The sequence below is a fragment of the uncultured Campylobacter sp. genome, assembly GCF_938045405.1.
Taxonomy (GTDB): Bacteria; Campylobacterota; Campylobacteria; order Campylobacterales; family Campylobacteraceae; genus Campylobacter_B.
Genome location: NZ_CALIMW010000259.1, coordinates 1 through 20254 on the forward strand (window position 1 = coordinate 1; position 20254 = coordinate 20254).

Consider the following 20254-nt stretch of genomic DNA (forward strand, 5'->3'; position numbering starts at 1 on the left):
GCGTGGCATGCGTGCTGGCGCCGTTTTTAGTGAAATTTCTAACCGGCGCGGTAAACAATTTCGTCTTTTTAAGCGGGTATTGAGCTAAAATTTTAAGTGCGAATTGAACCCATCGCGCTTTGCCAACAAGGAGAGATATGTTTTTGGGCGAGCTAAGTGCTGACGGCTACGGTTTTGCGCTGCTTGATGTGCGCGATTTGAGTGAGTTTTTAAAGGAGCGAAAATGCAGAGCAAAAAAGCTTCTAAGCTACTGGGACGCGCACAAGCAGCTGTTTTATGACGCCGTAAAGGGCGCTAAAGCTTTACCCTTCTATCCGCTTAAGGTGCGCAGCTACGGCATATTTGTTTGCGCGGACGAGGAGTTTGCGCCGTCTGCGGGCTACGAAGTAGCTTTCAAGCGCGATAGGCTGTATTTCGCCCCGCAAAGCGACTCCGCGATCCTAGCGAGCTTCGATGCTTTGCAGCATAGTTTCGATAAGCTAAAAAGCGACGAACTCGAGTTAGGCTATGAGTGCCAAAGCGGCGCTGCGGGCAAGATGCGAAAATTTAATTCCACGCTCAAACTTGGCTTGCAAAGCGGCACTTACGAGCTTTGCGTCGTTGGGCTAAAAAACAGCTCGCAGCACTTCGAGAAATATGGCTACGCCTTTATTTTCAAGCGTAACGCAAGCGCGGAAAATCAAAATTTTGATAGGCTTGATAACGATAAATTTAGCTTTGATATTTGCGAAGGTGATTAAATTTAACCTGAGCTTCGCGCCGCACGAGATCTCGGCGCGACCCGCGAAATTTTAAAGATGCGACCGGCGCGGTAAAATTTAAATCTAAATTTTACTTCCTTGTCCCACTTTTTTCTAGCAAGCGCACAAATTTTGATAAATTTCGATTTTAAATCTCGCGGCGAAGGAGCTTTAAAATTTCACGCTCCAGCTCTTGCGGCGGCGCCGAAATTTTATCCGCGAACTGCGAGCGGTTGAAGGTGCGTTGGCGCTTTGCAAGCTGTATCGTGTGCAGGCTTACGAGCTGCTCGCACTGCGCCCGCGAGATCTGTCTGCGCAAAAGCTGCCCGCACTCCTTTAGCCCGATGCAGCCTAATGCCCTACATTCCGCGCCGTAGCGAGCGAATAAAAACTCCGCCTCCTCTAAAAGCCCGCGCTCAAACATCGCCTTCGTGCGCGCTTCGATGCGCTGCGTAAGCCACTGCTTAGGCGCGTCGATCTCAAAAATTTTAATATCCGAAATCACGGGCGGAGCGGTTTTTTCGCGCAGAAATTTACTCGGCGCTTCGCCGCAAAATTTATAGATGCTTAGCCATTTTTTTAACCGAAAGCTGTCCGACGCGCTAAATTTTGCGGCAAATTCCGGATCGATCCGCTGCGCTAGGACGTAAATTTCATCGTTTGAAATTTCGCTTTTAAAATCGGGAACCTTCGGTGCCAGCCCGCTTAGCATAGCTTTGAGATAAAACCCGCTGCCGCCCGTGATTATCAAAGGCACGCCGCTACGCCCTGCAAAAGCCCGCGCGGCTGCATATTCTTTAATAAACTCGCCGACGCTGAAGTATTCGTTTGGGTAGATTAAATTTACGCCGAAGTGCTTGATCTCGCGTAGCTGCTCCTCGCTTGGCTTGGCGCTTGCGATATTGATCTGCCGGTAAATGCAGAGCGAATCAAGGCTCAAAATCACGGCGTCCATCTCGCGCGCGATACTTAGCGCAAGATCGCTTTTGCCGCTTGCTGTGGTGCCGATGATCGCGATCTGCGGGCTTGCGTGCGAGTTTTGATTCTGGTTCAAGGCGTTTCCTTTCGTAAATTTTTCGTTCAAATTATATCAAATTTAGAGCTATTCTTACTTTTTTTTGATACAATGGTGCCCAAAATAAGGGGCAAAATGGCTAAATTTAAAGAAATTTTATCCGATATCAACGAATTAATAGTTTTTAAACACTCGGTTTTCGCGCTACCGTTTATCTTTACGGCGATGATTACTGCAAGCAAGCTGCAAAACGGCTCGGTATGGTTCGGCTGGAAATTGCTTTTTTTGGGAATTTTATGCGCGGTGAGCGCCAGAAGCTTCGCAATGGCGCTAAATCGCTACTTGGACGAGGACATCGACCGCGCCAATCCGCGCTGCGCTTCGCGCCCCAGCGTGGACGGACGGATCGAGCGCGGGAATTTGCTGCTTTTTATCATCGCAAATGCAGTGGTTTTCATAGCGGCTTCGGCGCTTATAAATTCTTTGGCGCTTAAGCTTTCGGTGCCGATTTTAGCGGCACTGGGCGGGTATTCGTATTTTAAGCGCTTTAGCGAGACCGCGCATTTGATGCTCGGCTTTTGCTTAGGGCTTGCGCCGATTGCCGGAGCGATCGCCGTTAGCGGAGGAATTCCGCTGTGGTCGGTGCTGCTATGCTTTGGAGTAGTATTTTGGGTAGGCGGCTTTGATGTGCTGTATTCCCTTCAAGATATGGAATTTGACCGCACGGCTGGGCTTTACAGCATCCCTGCGCTTTACGGCAAGGAAGCTTCGATGTTTATCTCTAAAATTTTTCACGCCGTAGCAGTGCTTTTTTGGCTGCTGTTTTGCGCGGCGGCAAATTTAGGCTTTTTCGCCTATCTTGGTGTGGCTGCGTGCGCGGCGATCCTATACTTCGAGCATAAGATCGTGCAGAAAGATTTTAGCAAGATTGATCGCGCGTTTTTCACACTCAACGGCTACTTGGGCATCGCCTTTTTTGCTTTTGTTTTTGTAAATTTATTTTAAGGAACCCCTATGGATCTTAACACTATCATCATTTTAGGACTTTGCGTCGTTATATTTTTGATGTTTTTCGTCATATATTTTAAGGATAAGCAAGCGGATAAAAAATTCGAACGCTTCGATCAGGTGCTGACTGACGCTATGCAGGAAAATTATCTGCTTAAAAAGAAGGTCGAGGAGCTAAAAGAGATGATCGATTCGGGCGGTAAAGTCGCTCCCAATATCGATATAAACGCGATTGCCGACGTAATCGACGAGACGATAGAACAGAGGCTAGATGTAGTGCCTACAATGATCGACGAGCGGGTAGAAAAGCAGATCAGACCGCTACTAGATCAGCTTAAAGAGTTAATCGGCTCGGTAAGAAAATAACGAGAGCAATATAAAAATAAAATTTTGCAAAATCGCTTTGTTTTTTATATAATCGCCGCAAATTGATATTAAGGCAAAATATGCTAATTGATAAATTTGGACGAACGATCGATTATTTGCGCATTTCAGTTACGCAGCGGTGTAATTTCAGATGCAGATATTGCATGCCGAGTACGCCGTTTAATTGGGTGCCGCGAGAGAATATTTTAAGCTTTGAGGAGATGTTTTTATTCGTCAAAGTTGCGATCGACGGCGGCGTGAAAAAGATCCGTATCACCGGCGGCGAACCGCTGGTGCGAAAGGGAATTGAGGATTTTATAAAGATGATCGCGGATTACGCTCCGGGTATCGATCTTGCGCTTACCACCAACGGATATTATCTCAAAAACTACGCACGCGCCCTGAAAAACGCCGGGCTAAAGCGCATCAATATGTCGCTTGACTCGTTGCGCCCGGAGCGAGCTAAATTTATAGCTCAGCGCGGCGTGCTTTATAACGTCCTAGAAGGCCTTGACGCTGCGCTTGAAGCGGGACTAAAGGTTAAGCTAAACACCGTCGCGCTAAAAGGCATCAACGACGACGAGCTTATTTATTTGCTGGAATTTGCCCGCGAAAAGGATTGCCAGATCCGCTTTATAGAATTTATGGAAAACACCCATGCCGGCGATCTTACAGGCTTAAAATCGAGTGAAATTTTAGATATTTTAAGGCGTAAATTTATCTTTACCGCTCTGCCGAAATCGCAGAGCTCACCCGCGTCGCTTTACGCGCTTGGGGACGGCTACACCTTCGGTATCATCGATCCGCACAAGCACGATTTTTGCGAGAGTTGCAACCGCATCAGACTAAGCGCCGAGGGGCTTTTGATCCCGTGTCTTTACTTCGAGGACGCACTAAGTATCAAAAAGGCGGTCAAAGAGGGCGACATCGCCGCAGCCGCCAAAATTTTGGCTAAAATTTTAGCGAATAAGCCCGAAAAAAATCGCTGGCAAACGGACGCTTCGAATGAAATTTCAAGCCGCGCATTTTACGAGACGGGCGGATGAGGCTCGTAGAGAGCTTTTTAAGTATCCAAGGCGAGGGCAAATACGCGGGCAGGCTCGCGTTTTTCTTTCGCTTTGCGGGCTGTAATCTGCGCTGCGAGGGCTTCGGTGGCAAGCGCGTTTCGCCAAAGACCGGCGAGATCTTGCGCGGTTGCGATACGATCCGCGCGGTTTTTACAAACCACTTCGAGCACGAAGAAATTTTAAATCTAGCGCAGCTTTTGAATAAAATTCCAAATTTATCCGATCTCTCTTACTCCGCACCTGCGTGCCCTGCGCCGGGTTTTTGCGCCGCCGAGTCTTTTTCTGAAAGCGATACGTTAAATTCTGTTGCTGTGCAAACATCTCCTCGTCCAAACGGTAGCGCAGAAAAATCTTTAAATTTAACGAGCGAAAATTCTTTAAATTTCGCAGTGCAAAATTCTTTAAATTTAAATCCGCAAAGCTCCGCATCACCGCAGAGCACTAAGCTTTATCAAAAGCCGATCGTCGTTATCACCGGCGGCGAGCCGCTGCTGCACTATAAAGAGGCGCTATTTTACGAGTTCGTCTGCGAGCTGCTCACACGCGGATACGAAGTGCACTTCGAAACCAACGGCACGATTTTCGTGGATTTTGAAAAATTCCCCGCCTACGAAAACTGCGTTTTTGCGATCTCGCCCAAGCTCTCAAACTCCGCCGAGCCGCGCGAACGCAGGTTAAACTTCGCCGCGCTACGAAATTTAAAGCAAAACGCAAAAGATAGCTTTTACAAGTTCGTCATCTCGCCCGAGTTTGACGCGCAGCCCGAGATCAGAGAAATTTTAGCGGCGTGCGAGAGCGAGGTTTATTGTATGCCGCGCGGCGCGGATCGTCGCGAGCTGGAAAGCGGCGCGCAATTTTGCGTGGATTTTTGCCTAAAAAACGGCTATAATTACTCCGATCGCCTGCACATTAGAATTTGGGGCGAGAAGGACGGGGTATGATAATCAGGAAATTATACGAATTCGAAAACGCTCACATCGTGCGCCTGTGCGGCTCGAAGCGGTGTCGCACGAGCATCCACGGCCACTCCTACAGATGCGAAATTTTGCTTAGCTCAAATTTTTTGGATGAAGCGGGGATGGTTTATGACTTTGGCTACATGAAGCTCGGTATCCGCGAGCTTATCGATAGTTTTGACCACGCCGTGACGATCTACGCGCGCGACGATGCGGGCTATGTCGCAGATCTTAAAAAACACAGCGCGCGCTGGGTGCAGATACCGCTAAATCCGAGCGCAGAGCAGTTTTGTAGAATTTTTTTCGTTCTAATTGACCGACTTTTGAGCTTGACTCAGATGCAAAACGGCGAGCGCGAAGTAAAACTTCACAGCGTCATAGTGCACGAAACGACCACCGGCTACGCGCAGTGCTTCCGCGAGGACGCCTACAACGCGCAGATGGGCGAGATCGCGCTGGAAGAGATAGAATTCTCGCCGGCCGTGCGCGAGGAGTGGAGGCAGCCGGAGCTTTGGCAAAAGCTACTGCGCGGCGAAAAAATCATCTATCCAAAGGATTGCTGATGAGAAATTTCTTTAAATTTGGCGCGGGATTTGTGCGCGTTTTTGCCACATGCGCGATCTTTGCCTGCGCGCTTGCTTTGAGCGGCTGCGACGATGAGAAAAAGAACGCCTTGCAAAAGCCGCCGGTAGATAGCGAGGTGCCGAAGGACGTGCCTATCGCGCCTAGCGAGCCCAAAGTCGATATAAACGCCGATATGCCGCCGCTTCCGGTGACCGAATAGGACGGAGCGTTGAAAAATCAGCGGCTAAATTTGAAAATTTTTAAAATTTGCATAGTTCGTATGCGGCGTGCGAGCGCGATTTTGGCGCCATTTTTGCCCGTGCGATCTACGCAGAGAAATTTTAAATTTCATAAAGCTCTATCCGCAAAATTTCATTCTTGGCGCGAGATACACTGCGCCAAATCGCGATTAGAAGGCAATGGGGTAAAATTTAACGCAATAAATATCTGCGACCGCTTTGAAAGGTTTTTAAAATTTCAAAGGCGCGGAACAGGTCTGTCTTATCTCGCGCCGAAAAAATTTGCGTTGAAATTCGGTCGTTTCGGCTCTAGCCGCGCAAAATTTTATCCTGCAAATTTAACCCTCCGGCGGAAGTAATGGATTATCTGTATCAAAGCGCCCTGGGTTTTCATAAATTTTTCGCGCTAGCTGCGGCGATTTTAACGATAATTTATCTGATCTTTACCCAGCTTAAGATCGATGCCGCGGCAGCGGAATTTCGCCATCGCAGTGAGGCTTTAAATTTCGCCGCTTCCGCGCCACAAGCTGAAAATTTAAAGCAAAAGAGCAGATCTGGGCTTAGATTTCTTAGGCGCATCAGGCTGTTTTTGCCGATCTATTATTCGTGCATCGCGGCGCTGATAATTAGCGGAAGCGTGATGCTGCCGGTGCTGCGCTTTGATCTGAGCTTTAAAATTTACTTTATGGCGGTCGGATCGCTAGCGATGATCGCGCTTAGCGTGGTATCGTACAAACGGCTGAAAATAGCGTATCTAAGTCAGAACTTTGCGCCGTATCAGCGCAAAATGCGGGTAATTTTGGGGCTAAACTTAGCGATAATTTTGATAGCGAGTGTTATTTGATGGTATATTTTTACGATAAGCTTGCAGGCGAACAGAGCCTAGTTTTGCAGAATGATCAGTTTTTGCACCTAAAGGCCAGGCGAGCAAGGGCGGGCGAGCGCATAGACGTGCGAAATCTAAAGGACGGGGCGAGTTATCTATATGAGATCGCCGAAATTTCGCGCAAAGGTGCGGCTCTGAATTTAGTTTTTAAAAGCTCGGTTTTTACGCCGAGCCACGATTTTTGCGTCGCTTGGGCGGTCGTCGAGAGCGCCGTGATCGAAAAGAGCCTGCCCGCGCTAAACGAGATGGGCGTCGGGCGGGTTGTTTTGGTCTATGCCGATCTGTCGCAGAAAAACGTGCGGCTCGATCCGCAGAGGATGGAGCGGATTTTGATCAACTCGTCGCAGCAATGCGGGCGAAATTCCATCATGCAGATCGAGGTTTTGAGCGGCTCGGACGAGCTCGCGCAAAGATATGAAAACGTAAGCCTGATCGATTTTGGCGGCAAGAACATCGACATTTTCGGCGGCGATGAGATCGCGTTCGTCGGCCCGGAGGGCGGATTTTCGCCGCGCGAAAGGGAGAAATTTAAAAACGCCTATGCGCTTAATAGCCCTTATATTTTGCGCTCAAACACCGCGCTGATTGCAACTTGCGCGAAGTTGATGTTTTAAGCGCTCGGCAAATTTAAAATTTAAAAAGCCGTGCGTTTTAAATTTTGGAATTTAAAATTTACTCTGCGCGATCCGCTATGTTTATCTGCGGCTTGACGCGCGGCACGTATTTGCCGCGGCGTATCTTTATGCGCTGTATTTTGCACGCCACAGTAGGCCGCGGTAAAATAAAATTTTACCCGCAAAGCGGGCTAAATTTTAAAACTTCGCGTCCAAAAAAGCATATTCAAAAAGAAAATCCACGCTTTGCCGAGAGTTTTTTAAAACCCTTTAAATTTGCTTTTTAGATAAAAAAGTTGTATAATCGCTGCCTTTTAAAATCATCAAAAAGGATCAAAAATGAAAAAAGATATCCATCCAAACTTTGTCGAAACGACCGTTACCTGCGCTTGCGGAAACACCTTTAAAACGCGCTCGAACAAGCCTGAGATCCGCGTCGATATCTGCTCCAACTGCCATCCGTTTTTCACAGGCAGCGAGAAGATCGTAGATAGCGCGGGCCGCGTCGAGAAATTTAAGCAAAAATACGGAATGAAATAGTTGCTATATCTCATTCCTACGCCGATAGGAAATGTAAGCGATATCTCGAGCCGCGCGCTTGAGGTATTGCAAAGCTGCGAAATCCTAATCTGCGAGGATACGAGGGTTTCAAAAAAACTTCTAAACTTATTATCCGATAAATTTCAAATTTCATTTAAAATTTCACAGTTCTACTCGCTGCACACGCACAATGAAGCGGAGTTTTTCGCGGGCTTTGATGCGGCGCTTCTGCGCGAAAAAGTTTGCGCATACGTAAGCGACGCCGGCATGCCCTGCATCAGCGATCCGGGAATTGCGCTCGTAAAATTTGCGCAGCGAAGCGACGTGCCTTACGAGGTGCTTAGCGGCGCAAACGCTCTGCTACTCGCAGCCGCCGCAAGCGGGCTAGTGGAGAAAGAATTTAGCTTTTTAGGCTTTTTGAATAATGACGGCACGCAGCGCAAAGCCCAGATTCTAAATTTAATGCAAAGCCCCTATCCGTGCGTACTCTACGAATCTCCCAAGCGCGTGGTAAAGCTAATAGAGCAGATCGCTGGGATCGATGCGCAGCGCAAAATTTTTGCGATTAAGGAAGCCACGAAAAAATTTGAAACAAAATTTTTCGGTAGCGCCGCAGAGGTTCTATCCAGCCTAAACGGCGCAAATTTAAACGGCGAATGGTGCGTCGTGATTGACGGCGCAGGCGAGAAAAGCTTTGAAAAAATCACGCAGGAAGATATTCTCTCGCTTGAAATCGCGCCGAAAATAAAAGCGAAACTGCTCTCAAAAATCAGCGGCGAACCCGCCAAAGAAATATATAAAAATTTGATACGCTAAGTCATATTTTAACCGTTTTTCGCTAAAATCCCAAAATGATTATTTACGGCAAGCAGCTGTTTTTGCACCTTTTAAACCGGCATCCGCAGAAATTTATCCGCATCATCCTTGCTAAGGAGTGCGAGAAAGAAATTTTTAAAAAGATCGCCGCGACCGGTGTAAAGATCGAGCGCGCCGATGCGAAAAAAGCTCAAGCCCTCGCTCGCGGCGGCAACCATCAAGGCTTCTTGGCCGAGGTGGAGGAGTTTAGCTTCGGCGATCTAGCTAGCGTCAAAGACGATAAATTCGTGCCGATCCTTTATGGGCTTACCGACGTCGGAAACGTCGGCGCGATAATGCGCAGCGCCTATGCTTTGGGCGCGGACAGCGTGATCGTCGTCGCAAATAATCTAAATATGGCGGGCGTAGTGCGCGCAAGCTCGGGCGCGGCGTATGAGCTAAACGTCGTTAAGGTCGCAGACGGGCTTAGCGTGATAAACGAGCTTAAACAAAGCGGCTTTGAAATTTACGCCGCGAGTGCGGACGGGACGAACTTTAAGGAGTTAAAGCTCGGCGCAAAAAACGCACTCGTAATGGGGAACGAAGAAGAGGGGATACCTGCTAGGGCGCTTAAAAAATGCGACCGCGCGGTATCTATAAAGATGCGCGAAGGCTGGGATTCGCTTAACGTAAGCGCGGCATTTGCGATACTATGCGATGGAATTTTAAATGGAAGAAATAGAAGAGAAGTTAAATAATACGGACGAGCAGGCGGAACAAACCGAGAAGCCGGAGCAAACGCAGCAACCAAAAAATAGCGATCTAGATAAATTAAAATCTATGGATCTGATCGAGATAGCGCACACGACGCGCATCGACGCGCAAAATTTAGAATACATCATTAACAAAGACTTCGAGAAGCTGGCAAATTTTAACGTGAAGGGCTACATTAAAATTTTAGAGCGCGAGTTCGGACTGGATCTATCGGACTGGCTTAGCGAGTTCGAGAGCGCCAAAGCGAGCTTTACACCCGTTAAAAAAGCCAAAGTCGAGCAGGTTTATGGTCAAAGGGTCAGCCCTAATAAAAGCGGCAGTGGTTGGCTTTTATGGATGCTTACAATGGTATTAATCATAGGCGCAATCTTTTATTTCGGACTTTATAAAAGCTTCGGCGAATTTTTGGGCTCGCTTTTATGGGAACAAAACAAAACCACCTACTCGGACGCTCCAATCGTAAATAACACTCAAAAAAAGCTTGAAAACATCGGTATCGACGTCGTTTCGCATAATGTTACGGAGGATAAATTCGCCATCAAAACGGATGTAAATGCGGCTTTGGCGGCGGATGAAAATTTAAGCTCTCTAAATGCGCTGGACCGCTCCATAAGAATCGAGCGCGCGAGTGCCAAAACGGAGGAAAATTCCACCGACGAAAACGCCACGCAAAGCGCACCTGCGCCCAGCAAGGATATCGTGCTTAATCCGCGAGGCAAAATGTGGATAGGCGTCATCGATCTAAAAAGCGGCAAGAAGCGCGAGATGGTCATCAATGCCCCTTATGTCGTCGCTTCGCAAGGAGACGAGGATCTGCTCATCGCCACCGGGCACGGAATGTTTGAGGTCGGCAAGGCGGACGGCAATGTGAGCTTCAACGAAAAAAATACTCAAAAGCTCCGCGTCAAAGACGGCAACGTCACTAAAATTTCAACCGACGAGTTTCTGCGCCTAAACAAGGGCAAGAAGTGGTAAAAGATCCGCTCTCGTGCGAGGTTTTTTGCTCGTAGAATTTTGCCGCAGAGGACAGAGGGTAAAATTTCAGCTCGCTATGGTGCGCAGTTTAAATTTAAACCCGCGAGCGTAAATTTAAAGGTTTGAACCGCGCCGCCTTGGATAAAATTTTAAGCGGCGCAGGTAAAATTAACGGTGCGGATAAAATTTCAAGCGTTGCGGGCACTTGCGGTAGAGCGCTAAATTTAAGAGGCGTCGTCCACGGCGCCGTGCAAAACGGAAGCTTTGATTGTTATCGTTTTGATCGGACGTAAATTTAAACAGCGCTGCAAAGTGTCGCGACGCGATAAATTTAAACGATCAACGCCTCTGCGCCCCCGCGGTTTTAAAATTTTAGCGAGGTAAAAGTTTAAATTGCCCGAGCAATATAAAAAGCGCCGCCGCATCGACGCTAAGGCTTGAAATTTTGCCTACGTGCGTACGCACAGATCGCGCGTTAAGGCGCTAAATTTTAAATAAAGCTTGAAAATTACTTTAAGATAAGAGGTTTGAGATGTTTGACGAAATTCGTTTTTCAAAAATCGAGCGTTTGCCCAATTACGTTTTTGCCGAGGTCAATGCCATAAAAATGGTGGCGCGCAGAGCCGGCGAGGATATAATCGATTTTTCGATGGGCAATCCCGACGGCAGGACGCCGCAGCATATAATAGACAAGCTTTGCGAAAGCGCGCAAAAAGACAAGACTCACGGCTACTCTGTAAGCCAGGGCATCTACAAGCTGCGACTTGCCTGCGCGAATTGGTATAAGCGTAAATACGGCGTGATCTTAGATCCGGAAAGCGAGATCGTCGCGGTGATGGGCTCTAAAGAGGGCTTCGTGCATCTAACTAGCGCGATCGTAAATCCGGGCGATGTCGCGGTAGTGCCCGATCCTGCGTATCCGATCCACACTCAAGCCTTCATCATTGCAGGCGGCAACGTCGTTAAAATCCCGCTTGCTTATGATGAGAATTTAAATTTTAATGAAAATAAATTTTTCATCGATCTACAAAGAACCTTCGACGAGAGCATTCCGCGCCCGAAATACGTCGTCGTAAATTTCCCGCACAATCCCACCACCGTCGTCGTGCAAAAGAGCTTCTACGAGCGGCTTGTGGCGATGGCACGGCAGGAGCGGTTTTATATCATCAGCGACATCGCTTACGCAGAGATCGCTTTTGATGATTACAAAACGCCGTCCATTTTTGAGGTTCAGGGTGCGAAGGATGTCGCAGTCGAGGCGTACACGCTTTCTAAAAGCTACAATATGGCGGGTTGGCGTGTGGGTTTTGTCAGCGGTAACAAAAAGCTCGTCGCTGCGCTTAAAAAGATCAAGTCGTGGTTTGATTACGGCATGTTTACGCCGATCCAAGTAGCCGCCACGATCGCGCTGGACGGGCCGCAAGAGTGCGTAGAGCAGATCCGCGCGAGCTATGAGAAGCGTAGGAATTTTTTGATTGACGCTTTTGCGGACGCGGGCTGGCAGATCGCTAAACCTAGCGCGTCGATGTTTGCGTGGGCGAAATTGCCGCCAGCGGCGGCTCATCTAAGGAGCATGGAGTTTTCCAAGCAGCTTCTTACCAAGGCGCGCGTAGCCGTAAGCCCGGGCGTTGGCTTTGGCGCGGCGGGAGACGATTATGTGCGGATCGCTTTTATCGAAAACGAAAACAGGATCCGCCAGGCCGCTAGAAATATAAAAAAATATTTGAAAGAGATCTGATGAAGGTAGCGATTTTAGGCGTCGGCACCGTAGGTAGCGAAGTTGCAAATATTTTGATAAAAAACAAAGATATAATCCTTGCGCGCGCGGGCGTTAGCATAGAGCCCGTAATCGGGCTCGTGCGCGATACGAGTAAAAAACGCGATGTGCAAATCCCGCTTAGCAGCGACGCAAAAAGTATCATCGAGCGCGACGATATCGACGTTTTTGTAGAGCTTATGGGCGGGGTAGAAAAGCCCTATGAGATCGTAAGCGAAATTTTAAAGCGCAAAAAGGCGGTCGTTACCGCAAATAAGGCGCTTTTGGCTTATCATCGCTACAAGCTTCAGGCTTTGGCGGGCGATACGCCTTTTGGCTTTGAAGCGAGCGTAGCGGGCGGAATTCCGATCATAAAAACCCTGCGCGAGGGGCTGAGCGCCAACCGTATCGAAAAGATAATCGGCATCGTAAACGGCACGAGTAACTTCATACTTACGAATATGATGCAAAAAAACGAGAAATTTGAGGACGCGCTAAAGCGAGCTCAAGAGCTCGGATACGCCGAAGCCGATCCTAGCTTCGATATCGGCGGATTTGACGCGGCGCATAAGCTCTTGATCTTAGCTAGCATCGCATACGGCGTGCACGGAGATCCTGAAGATATCCTAATCGAGGGGATCGAGGAGATTACGCAGGAGGATATATATTTTGCGCGCGAATTTGATTTCATAATCAAGCTGCTTGCGGTAGCCAAGCGCGCGTGCGATAATAAAGTCGAGCTGCGCGTCCATCCTGCGCTCATTTCAAAAGATCAAATGCTCTCAAAAGTAGACGGCGTGATGAACGGCGTGAGCATCTACGGAGACTGCGTCGGCGAGAGTATGTATTACGGCCCTGGCGCGGGCGGAAGCGCTACGGCAAGCGCGGTTATAAGCGATCTCATCGACATTGCGCGCGATAACAAAAACCCGATGCTCGGCTATAAAATTTTGCCGAGCGAAAATTTTATGCAAATTCTGCCTAGCGAACATATCTGCACGAAGTATTATTTCAGGCTGCGCGTGCGCGACGAGAAAGGCGTACTTGCGAAGCTTACGAACATTATGAGCTTAAACGATCTTTCGATCGACAGCTTTTTGCAAAAGCCGAAACTCAAAACGGATGAGGAAGTGACGCTGTTTTTTACTACGCATACGTGCTGCGAGAAGGACATAAAGCGCGCAATAAGCGTGATCGGCGGCGAAAATTTCATCACGCAAAAGCCTTTTATGATCAGGATCGAAAGCTAAGTTGAGCTTAAAAGAATACATTTTCGGCTTTGCCTGTGAGGATCGTGCGGCGGAATTTTTACGCGGCGAAGGGTTTGAAATTTTAAAGCGAAATTTCCGCTGCCGCTTCGGCGAGATCGATATCGTCGCGCGCAAGGGCGGAATTTTGCACTTTGTAGAAGTAAAAGCTACAAGCGGCGATTATCACGCCGCAGAGCGCGTGACTGGCGCCAAGATGGCTAAAATTTTAAAGACGGCGGAATTTTATCTGATGAGCTGCGATACGGAGGAGCCGTGGCAGATCGACGTAGTGGAAGTTTATACAAAGCAGATAAAATTTATCGCCAACATATCTTTTTAAATTAGAATTTTTATTATTTATTTAAGATAATGAACTATAATCCGCGGAATTTTAACACAAGGAGAACATTATGGGAAAGTATATAGAGCTTACTTCGGAGAATTTCGACGTTACTAAAGAGGGTGTCGCATTAGTCGATTTTTGGGCACCTTGGTGCGGGCCGTGCCGTATGATCGCCCCGATCATCGAGGAGCTTGCGAACGATTACGAGGGCAAGGCTAAAATTTGCAAAGTAAATACCGACGAAGCGCAGGATCTTGCGGTGCAATTCGGCGTCCGCTCGATCCCTACGATTCTATTTTTCAAAGACGGCGAGCTAAAAGCTCAACTCATCGGTGCGCAATCCAAACAGATCATAGCCGACAAACTAAACTCGCTTCTGTAAATTTTAAAAGGGCGGCTTTCGCCCTTTTTTTCCCACTCATCGTTATATTAATTAAATTCGTAAATTTAGCGCCCGCGACTTTACTTAATAAAATAATTAAGGAGAAAGAATGTTAGATTTAGCAATTATCGGCGGCGGCCCTGCGGGGTTAGCGGCGGGGCTTTATGCTACAAGAGGCGGTTTGAAAGACGTCGTGATGTTTGAGATGGGGATGCCCGGCGGGCAGATCACCTCAAGCTCTGAGATGGAAAACTACCCGGGCGTCGCCGCGGTGACCGACGGGATGAGCTTTATGGCGCCTTGGCAGGAGCAGTGCTTCCGCTTTGGCTTAAAGCATGAGATGGTGCGCGTGCTGCGCGTCGCAAAAGACGGCGACGGAAATTTTACTATCTATCTCGAGGGCGATCAAACACGGCGCGCGCGTGCCGTTATCGTCGCTACGGGCTCTACTCCGCGCCGCGCGGGGATTGAGGGCGAGGATGAGTTTTTCGGTCGCGGCGTCAGTACCTGCGCGACCTGCGACGGATTTTTTTATAAGGGCAAAGAGGTTGCCGTCCTCGGCGGCGGCGACACGGCGTTAGAGGAGTCGCTGTATCTAGCTAAAATTTGCTCTAAAGTCTATCTGATTCACCGTCGCGATGAGTTTCGCGCCGCGCCTTCGACCGTGCAAAAGGTACGCGAAAGTGAAAATATCGAGCTCATCACAAACGCGCTCGTAGAGCAGATCAAGGGCGATGCAAGCGGCGTAACGGGCGTCGTCGTCAAAGATAAAACCAGCGGCGCCGCGCGCGAGCTGCAACTGCCTGGGATCTTCGTATTCGTGGGGCTTGACGTGCGAAACGAGGTACTAAAGGGCGATGATGGCAAGTTCATCTGCGACGTCACGCCGGGCGGGCAGGTCGCGGTAAATTTAAAGATGCAAACAAGCGTGCACGGGCTATTTGCGGCGGGCGATATGAGGCAGGATGCGCCTAAGCAGGTCGTTTGCGCGGCAGGCGACGGCGCGGTTGCCGCACTTAGTGCGATCGCATATCTACAAGGACACGATAAATAGGCCTATATTCGGCGTAAAATTTCACGGCGCGGCGGGCGAAACTGCTTCTGCCGCGCTTTAAATTTAAAATCACGCCTGAAATTTTGAATGAAATTTTGATACAAAAAAGGCGGCTAAATTTTAAAATTTCATCAAATTTAGCCGCGAGATAGGGCGCTTATTGCCTTTCGTAGAAGCCTGCTATGACATCTTTTGACTTCATTTTATTTACGGGATCTTCTTTGCCATTCGTGATAAGTTTAAATTTATCAGACAGATTTACGCTTTTACCCTCATTTACGATAAAATTTAGCTCGATAGCAAGCTTTGATGATCCACCTTCTTTATGTCCGAAGCTCGCGTCCAATTGCTCTGCCGTTATTTGCGAGTAATAAATGGCTGCTTTTAAGCACTCCATAATAGAGTCTATGTAGATTTCGGTATCGCTTCCTTTTAGTATCTCCCCTTTTAATTTGTCGTCGCAATCGACCGACTTCCATTCCTCCTCAAAAATTCTATTTTGCCTTTGGTTTTTAAGCGTTTCTTGAAATTTAGCTTCGTTTAATTTGCAGTGTTCTTTTGCCAGCTTAAACAAACCCTGCGCGTCGTAAGCCTTGCCCTCATAAAAAGTCATAACCCTTTTTAAAGATGAGTCTAACATCTCTTGTTTATATGATTTAAGCCTATGCTCTACATCCACGTCGCAGACCATCTTAACCGTCTTTAATCCGCCGTTTTCCTCTTTGCTCCAGGTGATATTTTTGCAGATTTTTGAACCCTCGATCGCCGTACCGATACTCATAGATTCAAAATCTGGCAGAGTGTAGTTTTTCACAAGTCCCACATCGTCATCGCCGCACCCAGTTATAATAAATGCCGCAAGCGCAGCGCCCAATACGTATTTCATACTCGCTCCTTCAAGAAAAGTTAACGAATAATGCTAGCCATCTCTGTTTAATAATGGATAAATTTAGAGCCGAAATTTGAAATAAATTCGAGAAGCATATGGCTAAAAGCGTGAAAGATAAAATCTAAAGATGGAATTTTTAAAAGAATTTGGCGAGAGAGGGAGGGAATCGAACCCCCCGGAAAACGGTCAACCGCCCTCCTATCGGATTTGAAGTCCGCAGACGCCACCAGGTCGCCATCCTCTCCAAATGCGGGAATTATAGCGAGATAAAATTTATTTAGCTTTAAAGAGGCTAAATTTTAAGCCCTTTCGGCTCATTATTAGCGACGGCAGGATTATGAGTGCGCCCAAAAGCAGCAGGCTCATCACCAGACATATCAGCAGCCCGAAGTAGATCGTAGGCCAGAAATTGCTCATCATCATCACGCTAAAGCCTAAAATGATCGCAAACGACGTATAATACATCGCGTATCCGATACTTGCGTGGCTCGCGCGGATCGCCGCAGCCTCGTCGCCGCTGCGCGCAAACTCCCGCTTGTAGCGATAGATATAGTGGATGACGTCGTCAACGCCGATACCGATGCTAATCGCCGCTATCGTGATGCTCATAATATCTAGTGGAATGCCCGCAACCCCCATAATGCCGAAGCAGGCGCAAAGCGGGATCAAATTTACGACGATCGCGATAAGCGCGTATGAAAACGAGCGAAAGATGATCACGAAAAGCACGAAAAGCACGAGCACCGTGATACCCAGAGTGCCTATCTGCGAGCTCATCAGGCTTTGAAGCATATTGTTATAAAGCACCATTATGCCGCTGATCTGCGCGCTTGCCTGCTCGCCTTCGAGCAAAGAATTTAGCCCGCTTTGCAGATCTTTTAGGAATTTTGCTCTGCGTAAGCGCGGATCGCTGTCTATCGTGCGGACGCTAAAATGCGCCTCGTTCGCTTCGATATTTACAAAAGGTGAAAGCACCATCTCGCGGTAGTTTTCCGGCATTTCAGAGTAGATTAGAGCAAGGCTTAGATCGTCCAGATCGCGCCCCTGATTAATCTGCTTGCCGAGCTTTAAAAGCGATGCGAGCGAGCTTACGTTGCCAATAAACTCGTGTCCCGTGACGTTTTTGTCCTTCAAAAAATCATCTATTTTGCCGATGATACGCATCTTTTCGGAGGTGAACCAATACTGCGGCTTGTTTTCGTTGGCGGCGTATTCCGCTTCGAAATCGCCAAAATCGTCGCTCGCGGTGGAATTTTGCTCTAAATTTGCGGCATGGGTTTGATCTAAATTTACGGCGCCGCTTGGCTGTGCTGCCGCAGCGGAGCCTTGCTCGGAAAAATTTTGATCATTTAAATTTTGCGCCGTGGCGGTAGAATTCTGAGTAGCGGAATTTTGCGCGATAGAATTTTGCCGAGTAGAATTTGCCGCAAAATTTCGCCCAGCAGGATTGGAATTTTCGCCGCTATTAAAATTTGCGCTACCGCTCGCGGAATTTTTACTCTCGCTAGCGGCGGGATCTGCGCTGCTCACACTTTTAAATTTAACGACGATATCAAGCGGGATCGTTCCGCCAAGATTTGTGTCTATGACCTCCATACCTGCGCGGATGTCGGTGCTTTTTTTGAAGTAGCCGATGAAGCTGTTTTCGACGCGCAGCTGCGAGATACCGTATAGCCCAAAGATCACCGCTGCAGCACACACGCCGTAGACCGCGCCTCTGCTACGCAGCGCTGTTTCAGCGCACCAAAGGGTAAATTTAAAGTGTTGCTCGAAGCTGCGATTATTGTGCGTGCGCCTTAGAAGCGACATAACCGCGCCGAATACTCCAAATGCCGTAACTAGCGAGATACTGATGCCTACGCTCATCATAATTCCCAGAGAAATTACGGGTTTTATGTCGCAAAAAATTAGCGACATAAAACCGATAACGGTCGTAAAGATTGCGAAAAAGCAGGGTCTTGCGCGCTCGCGCAGCACTGCATAAACGAGCTGGCGCTGCGAAAATGCGTGAAAGCGCGCGCTAAATTCGCGGTAGGCGACGATTAGGTGGATACAGACCGAAACCGTGATGATGAGCTGAAGCGCTATGAAATTTGAGCTAATCACCGTGACCTCAAAGCTCAAAAAGCCGAATAATCCCGCTGCGAGCACGACCGAATACGCGCAGATGATAAGCGGCAGCAGGATAAATTTCGCCTGTCTAAAAAAGAGCCAAAAGCAAGCTAGCAGAAGCACCAAGGCGCCGAGTCCGTAGGTCACCAGATCCGAGCGGACGTAGCCCACCATATCGTCGGCGATCATATTCAGTCCGCCCAAAAACAATCGGTCGCCCGTAAATTCCTTCTCAAAGCCCGCGATCAGCGCGCGCAAAGCCATAATGTCGCGGTGATCCTTTTCGCGCAGCTCGTCGCGGTAGGATTTAAAATTTTGCTCCGAAGCTTTAAGCGCGTCTTTGAGCTGTGAAATTTGGGCATTGGAGCGGTTGCCCTCATGCTCCGCTTGCTCTAGAGCGCTTTTGGCTCCGTCTCTTAGGCGCAAAAGCTCCTCGTAGCGGGTCTGTGGCTTTAAATTTATTAAAATTGCGGTAGTGCGAAAATCGGCGCTTACTAAATTTGACGCGTAAAAGGGGCTTGTGGCAAACTCGCGCCTAGCCGCGGTTAAATTTACGTCCGCGTCGGTAAGAGTGGGTATGTGCTTAAGCAGCTCGCTCATACCGCCACCTTTGTTTAGCAAAAGCGGCACATTCGTGATGTCCGTGACGCTGGCGACGAAATCAAGCTTGGAAAAAGCCGCATCCATCTGCTCTATTTTGTGGATCGTCTTGGGCGCTAAAAGATCGCCCACGGGAGTGTATGCAAGCACCAAGAAATTCGGCGTTTCGTAGCGCTTGGATACTTCGCGCCAAATTTGAAGGTCTTTGTCATTATCTAGTAGAAGCGTCTGGCTCGAAGCGTCGATCTCTAGCTTTGTGGAGTAATATCCGAAAAAGAGCGCCAGCGCCGTAAACAGCGCAAGCGTGATTTTTGGAAACGCGACGATTAAGCGAAAAATTTTTTTCAAATACCGCTCTTTTAGGCGTGCCGCTATTCGCCGCTATTGATGACGGTGGAATTTAGCCGCTTTATGAGCTCGTCAAAGCCCAAGCTTTGTGTTACGTCGCCTAGCTGCGAGCGATAGGTCTGAATTAAGCTGACGCCCACGATATCGACATCGTAGATACGCCAATCAGAGCCGTTAGGATAAAATTTAAAATCGATGTCATAGTTTTTCTGCTCGCCGATGACCTGCGTTTTTAGCACGCGGCGCTTATCGCTCGGGCTTTGTTTGCTTAGCACCTTCATATCCTGATCGGTATAAAGCGAAAGTTTTTCGATAAACGAGCGCTTAAGATGCGCTTCGAAAGCTTTGTTAAATTCCTCGATCTGCGCGGGGCTAAGGCTAGCGTAATGCTTCGCAAGGGAGAGCTTCGCCATCATCTTATAATCAAAATAGCCGTCGAAAAGCGCAAAGATTTTCGCGGGCTTTGCGTCTTTAGGCGCGCTGCTTCGCATAATGCCTACGGCCTCGGCGACCTTTTGACTCATCACAGGCTCGATATCCGCATCGCTAATAGCGTGCGCCGAAATCAAAAGCGCTCCGCAAAGCGCTAGAACTTTTAAAATTTTCATTGTTATTCCTTTATTAGTTTCTCGCGATTTTGCTCGTAAGCATCGCGTAAAAATGGATACAGATCCACCGCATCTTTGGTCATTTTTTCATAAAATTTAGGATCGCGCGAGTAGTCATTAAATATTCTAAATCCGTTGACGGAGTTTCGCACCGTGCCATCTTTAATATAATTTATCGGGTTTGAAAAATAATCTCCTACAAGCCCCGCTGTATCGCGGAGATTGCTCTGTCCCAAAATCGGCCAGACGATGTGAGGACCTGCCGGCACGCCCCAATACCCGAGTGTCTGCCCGAAATCCTCGTCGTGGCGCGGAATCCCGTAGTATTTGCCTGCCATATCATTAAGCCCGCCGAAGCCGACGGTCGAATTGA

General features: G+C 48.3%; 24 protein-coding genes, 1 tRNA gene and 1 pseudogene. 20 read left to right on the top strand and 6 right to left on the bottom strand.

Translation table 11 applies throughout. The features are described from left to right. The first annotated feature begins 137 nt into the window (after window positions 1-137). Window positions 138-740, top strand: a complete 603-nt coding sequence (locus Q0140_RS10930) for a hypothetical protein (protein ID WP_297964520.1) — start codon at window positions 138-140, stop codon at window positions 738-740. 148 nt (window positions 741-888) lie between these two features. On the opposite strand, the gene miaA is transcribed toward Q0140_RS10930, so the two are convergent. Further along, window positions 889-1794, bottom strand: coding sequence for a tRNA (adenosine(37)-N6)-dimethylallyltransferase MiaA (gene miaA, locus Q0140_RS10935; protein WP_297964522.1), 906 nt, complete (start codon window positions 1792-1794; stop codon window positions 889-891). 96 nt (window positions 1795-1890) lie between these two features. Here miaA and mqnP point away from each other — a divergent pair, with 96 nt between their 5' ends. The 19 genes and pseudogenes from mqnP (at window position 1891) to trxB (ending at window position 15324) form a co-directional block, all read left to right on the top strand. After that, complete coding sequence (gene mqnP, locus Q0140_RS10940) at window positions 1891-2760, top strand: menaquinone biosynthesis prenyltransferase MqnP (protein ID WP_297964524.1); 870 nt, start codon at window positions 1891-1893, stop codon at window positions 2758-2760. Between the two features lie 9 nt (window positions 2761-2769). Beyond that, window positions 2770-3129: a hypothetical protein gene (locus tag Q0140_RS10945; RefSeq protein ID WP_005869739.1), complete on the top strand. Its 360-nt coding sequence runs from the start codon at window positions 2770-2772 to the stop codon at window positions 3127-3129. An 80-nt stretch (window positions 3130-3209) separates the two neighbouring features. Further along, complete coding sequence (moaA, locus tag Q0140_RS10950) at window positions 3210-4175, top strand: GTP 3',8-cyclase MoaA (RefSeq protein ID WP_297964526.1); 966 nt, start codon at window positions 3210-3212, stop codon at window positions 4173-4175. Beyond that, a pseudogene (locus tag Q0140_RS10955) lies at window positions 4172-4405 on the top strand (7-carboxy-7-deazaguanine synthase QueE); the annotation flags it as partial. The gene moaA and the pseudogene Q0140_RS10955, both read left to right, overlap by 4 nt. Continuing rightward, window positions 4394-5137 (top strand): 4Fe-4S cluster-binding domain-containing protein, encoded by a 744-nt coding sequence (locus Q0140_RS10960; RefSeq protein WP_297964558.1) that lies wholly within the window; start codon window positions 4394-4396, stop codon window positions 5135-5137. The pseudogene Q0140_RS10955 and the gene Q0140_RS10960, both read left to right, overlap by 12 nt. After that, entirely contained in the window at window positions 5134-5715 is a 582-nt protein-coding gene (locus tag Q0140_RS10965; RefSeq protein WP_297964529.1) for a 6-carboxytetrahydropterin synthase, read from the top strand. Before Q0140_RS10960 ends, Q0140_RS10965 begins: the two co-directional genes overlap by 4 nt. Further along, a complete protein-coding gene (locus tag Q0140_RS10970) occupies window positions 5715-5936 on the top strand; it encodes a hypothetical protein (RefSeq protein WP_297964531.1) in 222 nt (73 codons plus the stop codon). The genes Q0140_RS10965 and Q0140_RS10970 overlap by 1 nt, the downstream gene beginning before the upstream one ends. A 377-nt stretch (window positions 5937-6313) precedes the next feature. Continuing rightward, the gene (locus Q0140_RS10975) at window positions 6314-6799 is read left to right on the top strand and encodes a hypothetical protein (RefSeq protein ID WP_297964533.1); all 486 of its coding nucleotides are present in this window, start codon (window positions 6314-6316) and stop codon (window positions 6797-6799) included. After that, entirely contained in the window at window positions 6799-7455 is a 657-nt protein-coding gene (locus tag Q0140_RS10980; protein ID WP_297964560.1) for a 16S rRNA (uracil(1498)-N(3))-methyltransferase, read from the top strand. Before Q0140_RS10975 ends, Q0140_RS10980 begins: the two co-directional genes overlap by 1 nt. A gap of 339 nt (window positions 7456-7794) precedes the next feature. Next, entirely contained in the window at window positions 7795-7995 is a 201-nt protein-coding gene (gene rpmE / locus Q0140_RS10985; protein WP_177387662.1) for a 50S ribosomal protein L31, read from the top strand. Continuing rightward, window positions 7996-8811, top strand: coding sequence for a 16S rRNA (cytidine(1402)-2'-O)-methyltransferase (gene rsmI, locus Q0140_RS10990; RefSeq protein WP_297964535.1), 816 nt, complete (start codon window positions 7996-7998; stop codon window positions 8809-8811). Between the two features lie 35 nt (window positions 8812-8846). Then, the gene (gene rlmB, locus Q0140_RS10995; RefSeq protein ID WP_297964537.1) at window positions 8847-9548 is read left to right on the top strand and encodes a 23S rRNA (guanosine(2251)-2'-O)-methyltransferase RlmB; all 702 of its coding nucleotides are present in this window, start codon (window positions 8847-8849) and stop codon (window positions 9546-9548) included. After that, complete coding sequence (locus Q0140_RS11000) at window positions 9520-10539, top strand: hypothetical protein (protein ID WP_297964538.1); 1020 nt, start codon at window positions 9520-9522, stop codon at window positions 10537-10539. The genes rlmB and Q0140_RS11000 overlap by 29 nt, the downstream gene beginning before the upstream one ends. A 137-nt stretch (window positions 10540-10676) precedes the next feature. Beyond that, entirely contained in the window at window positions 10677-10832 is a 156-nt protein-coding gene (locus Q0140_RS11005) for a hypothetical protein (RefSeq protein ID WP_297964540.1), read from the top strand. Between the two features lie 239 nt (window positions 10833-11071). Then, on the top strand, window positions 11072-12277 hold the full coding sequence (locus tag Q0140_RS11010; RefSeq protein WP_297964542.1) for an LL-diaminopimelate aminotransferase: 1206 nt from the start codon (window positions 11072-11074) through the stop codon (window positions 12275-12277). Beyond that, window positions 12277-13545 carry a homoserine dehydrogenase gene (locus Q0140_RS11015; RefSeq protein ID WP_297964544.1) on the top strand — a complete coding sequence of 423 codons (1269 nt, stop codon included), beginning with the start codon at window positions 12277-12279 and terminating at the stop codon, window positions 13543-13545. Before Q0140_RS11010 ends, Q0140_RS11015 begins: the two co-directional genes overlap by 1 nt. A 1-nt stretch (window position 13546) precedes the next feature. After that, window positions 13547-13885 (top strand): YraN family protein, encoded by a 339-nt coding sequence (locus Q0140_RS11020; protein WP_297964546.1) that lies wholly within the window; start codon window positions 13547-13549, stop codon window positions 13883-13885. Window positions 13886-13955: 70 nt separating this feature from the next. Then, entirely contained in the window at window positions 13956-14270 is a 315-nt protein-coding gene (gene trxA / locus Q0140_RS11025) for a thioredoxin (RefSeq protein WP_295151069.1), read from the top strand. 109 nt (window positions 14271-14379) lie between these two features. Next, window positions 14380-15324 (top strand): thioredoxin-disulfide reductase, encoded by a 945-nt coding sequence (gene trxB, locus Q0140_RS11030; RefSeq protein ID WP_297964548.1) that lies wholly within the window; start codon window positions 14380-14382, stop codon window positions 15322-15324. A 157-nt stretch (window positions 15325-15481) separates the two neighbouring features. Here trxB and Q0140_RS11035 read toward each other — a convergent pair whose 3' ends face one another. The 5 genes from Q0140_RS11035 to Q0140_RS11055 all read right to left on the bottom strand — a co-directional run. Next, the gene (locus Q0140_RS11035) at window positions 15482-16210 is read right to left on the bottom strand and encodes a hypothetical protein (RefSeq protein ID WP_297964550.1); all 729 of its coding nucleotides are present in this window, start codon (window positions 16208-16210) and stop codon (window positions 15482-15484) included. A gap of 150 nt (window positions 16211-16360) precedes the next feature. Continuing rightward, a tRNA-Sec gene (locus Q0140_RS11040) sits at window positions 16361-16458 on the bottom strand. A gap of 28 nt (window positions 16459-16486) precedes the next feature. Next, window positions 16487-19273, bottom strand: a complete 2787-nt coding sequence (locus Q0140_RS11045) for an MMPL family transporter (RefSeq protein WP_297964552.1) — start codon at window positions 19271-19273, stop codon at window positions 16487-16489. A 23-nt stretch (window positions 19274-19296) separates the two neighbouring features. Further along, window positions 19297-19881, bottom strand: a complete 585-nt coding sequence (locus tag Q0140_RS11050) for an ABC transporter substrate-binding protein (protein WP_297964554.1) — start codon at window positions 19879-19881, stop codon at window positions 19297-19299. Between the two features lie 2 nt (window positions 19882-19883). Beyond that, the coding region (locus Q0140_RS11055) for an MlaA family lipoprotein (RefSeq protein WP_297964556.1) at window positions 19884-20254 on the bottom strand (371 nt) is incomplete at its 5' end.

What these genes read in the sequence shown, in the direction of transcription:
- Q0140_RS10930 (WP_297964520.1), top strand. Translation starts at nt 138, where the DNA reads ATGTTTTTGGGCGAGCTAAGTGCTGACGGCTACGGTTTTGCGCTGCTT.
- mqnP (WP_297964524.1), top strand. Translation starts at nt 1,891, where the DNA reads ATGGCTAAATTTAAAGAAATTTTATCCGATATCAACGAATTAATAGTT.
- Q0140_RS10945 (WP_005869739.1), top strand. Translation starts at nt 2,770, where the DNA reads ATGGATCTTAACACTATCATCATTTTAGGACTTTGCGTCGTTATATTT.
- moaA (WP_297964526.1), top strand. Translation starts at nt 3,210, where the DNA reads ATGCTAATTGATAAATTTGGACGAACGATCGATTATTTGCGCATTTCA.
- Q0140_RS10965 (WP_297964529.1), top strand. Translation starts at nt 5,134, where the DNA reads ATGATAATCAGGAAATTATACGAATTCGAAAACGCTCACATCGTGCGC.
- Q0140_RS10970 (WP_297964531.1), top strand. Translation starts at nt 5,715, where the DNA reads ATGAGAAATTTCTTTAAATTTGGCGCGGGATTTGTGCGCGTTTTTGCC.
- Q0140_RS10975 (WP_297964533.1), top strand. Translation starts at nt 6,314, where the DNA reads ATGGATTATCTGTATCAAAGCGCCCTGGGTTTTCATAAATTTTTCGCG.
- Q0140_RS10980 (WP_297964560.1), top strand. Translation starts at nt 6,799, where the DNA reads ATGGTATATTTTTACGATAAGCTTGCAGGCGAACAGAGCCTAGTTTTG.
- rpmE (WP_177387662.1), top strand. Translation starts at nt 7,795, where the DNA reads ATGAAAAAAGATATCCATCCAAACTTTGTCGAAACGACCGTTACCTGC.
- rlmB (WP_297964537.1), top strand. Translation starts at nt 8,847, where the DNA reads ATGATTATTTACGGCAAGCAGCTGTTTTTGCACCTTTTAAACCGGCAT.
- Q0140_RS11000 (WP_297964538.1), top strand. Translation starts at nt 9,520, where the DNA reads ATGGAAGAAATAGAAGAGAAGTTAAATAATACGGACGAGCAGGCGGAA.
- Q0140_RS11010 (WP_297964542.1), top strand. Translation starts at nt 11,072, where the DNA reads ATGTTTGACGAAATTCGTTTTTCAAAAATCGAGCGTTTGCCCAATTAC.
- Q0140_RS11015 (WP_297964544.1), top strand. Translation starts at nt 12,277, where the DNA reads ATGAAGGTAGCGATTTTAGGCGTCGGCACCGTAGGTAGCGAAGTTGCA.
- trxA (WP_295151069.1), top strand. Translation starts at nt 13,956, where the DNA reads ATGGGAAAGTATATAGAGCTTACTTCGGAGAATTTCGACGTTACTAAA.
- trxB (WP_297964548.1), top strand. Translation starts at nt 14,380, where the DNA reads ATGTTAGATTTAGCAATTATCGGCGGCGGCCCTGCGGGGTTAGCGGCG.
- Q0140_RS11035 (WP_297964550.1), bottom strand. Translation starts at nt 16,210, where the DNA reads ATGAAATACGTATTGGGCGCTGCGCTTGCGGCATTTATTATAACTGGG.
- Q0140_RS11050 (WP_297964554.1), bottom strand. Translation starts at nt 19,881, where the DNA reads ATGAAAATTTTAAAAGTTCTAGCGCTTTGCGGAGCGCTTTTGATTTCG.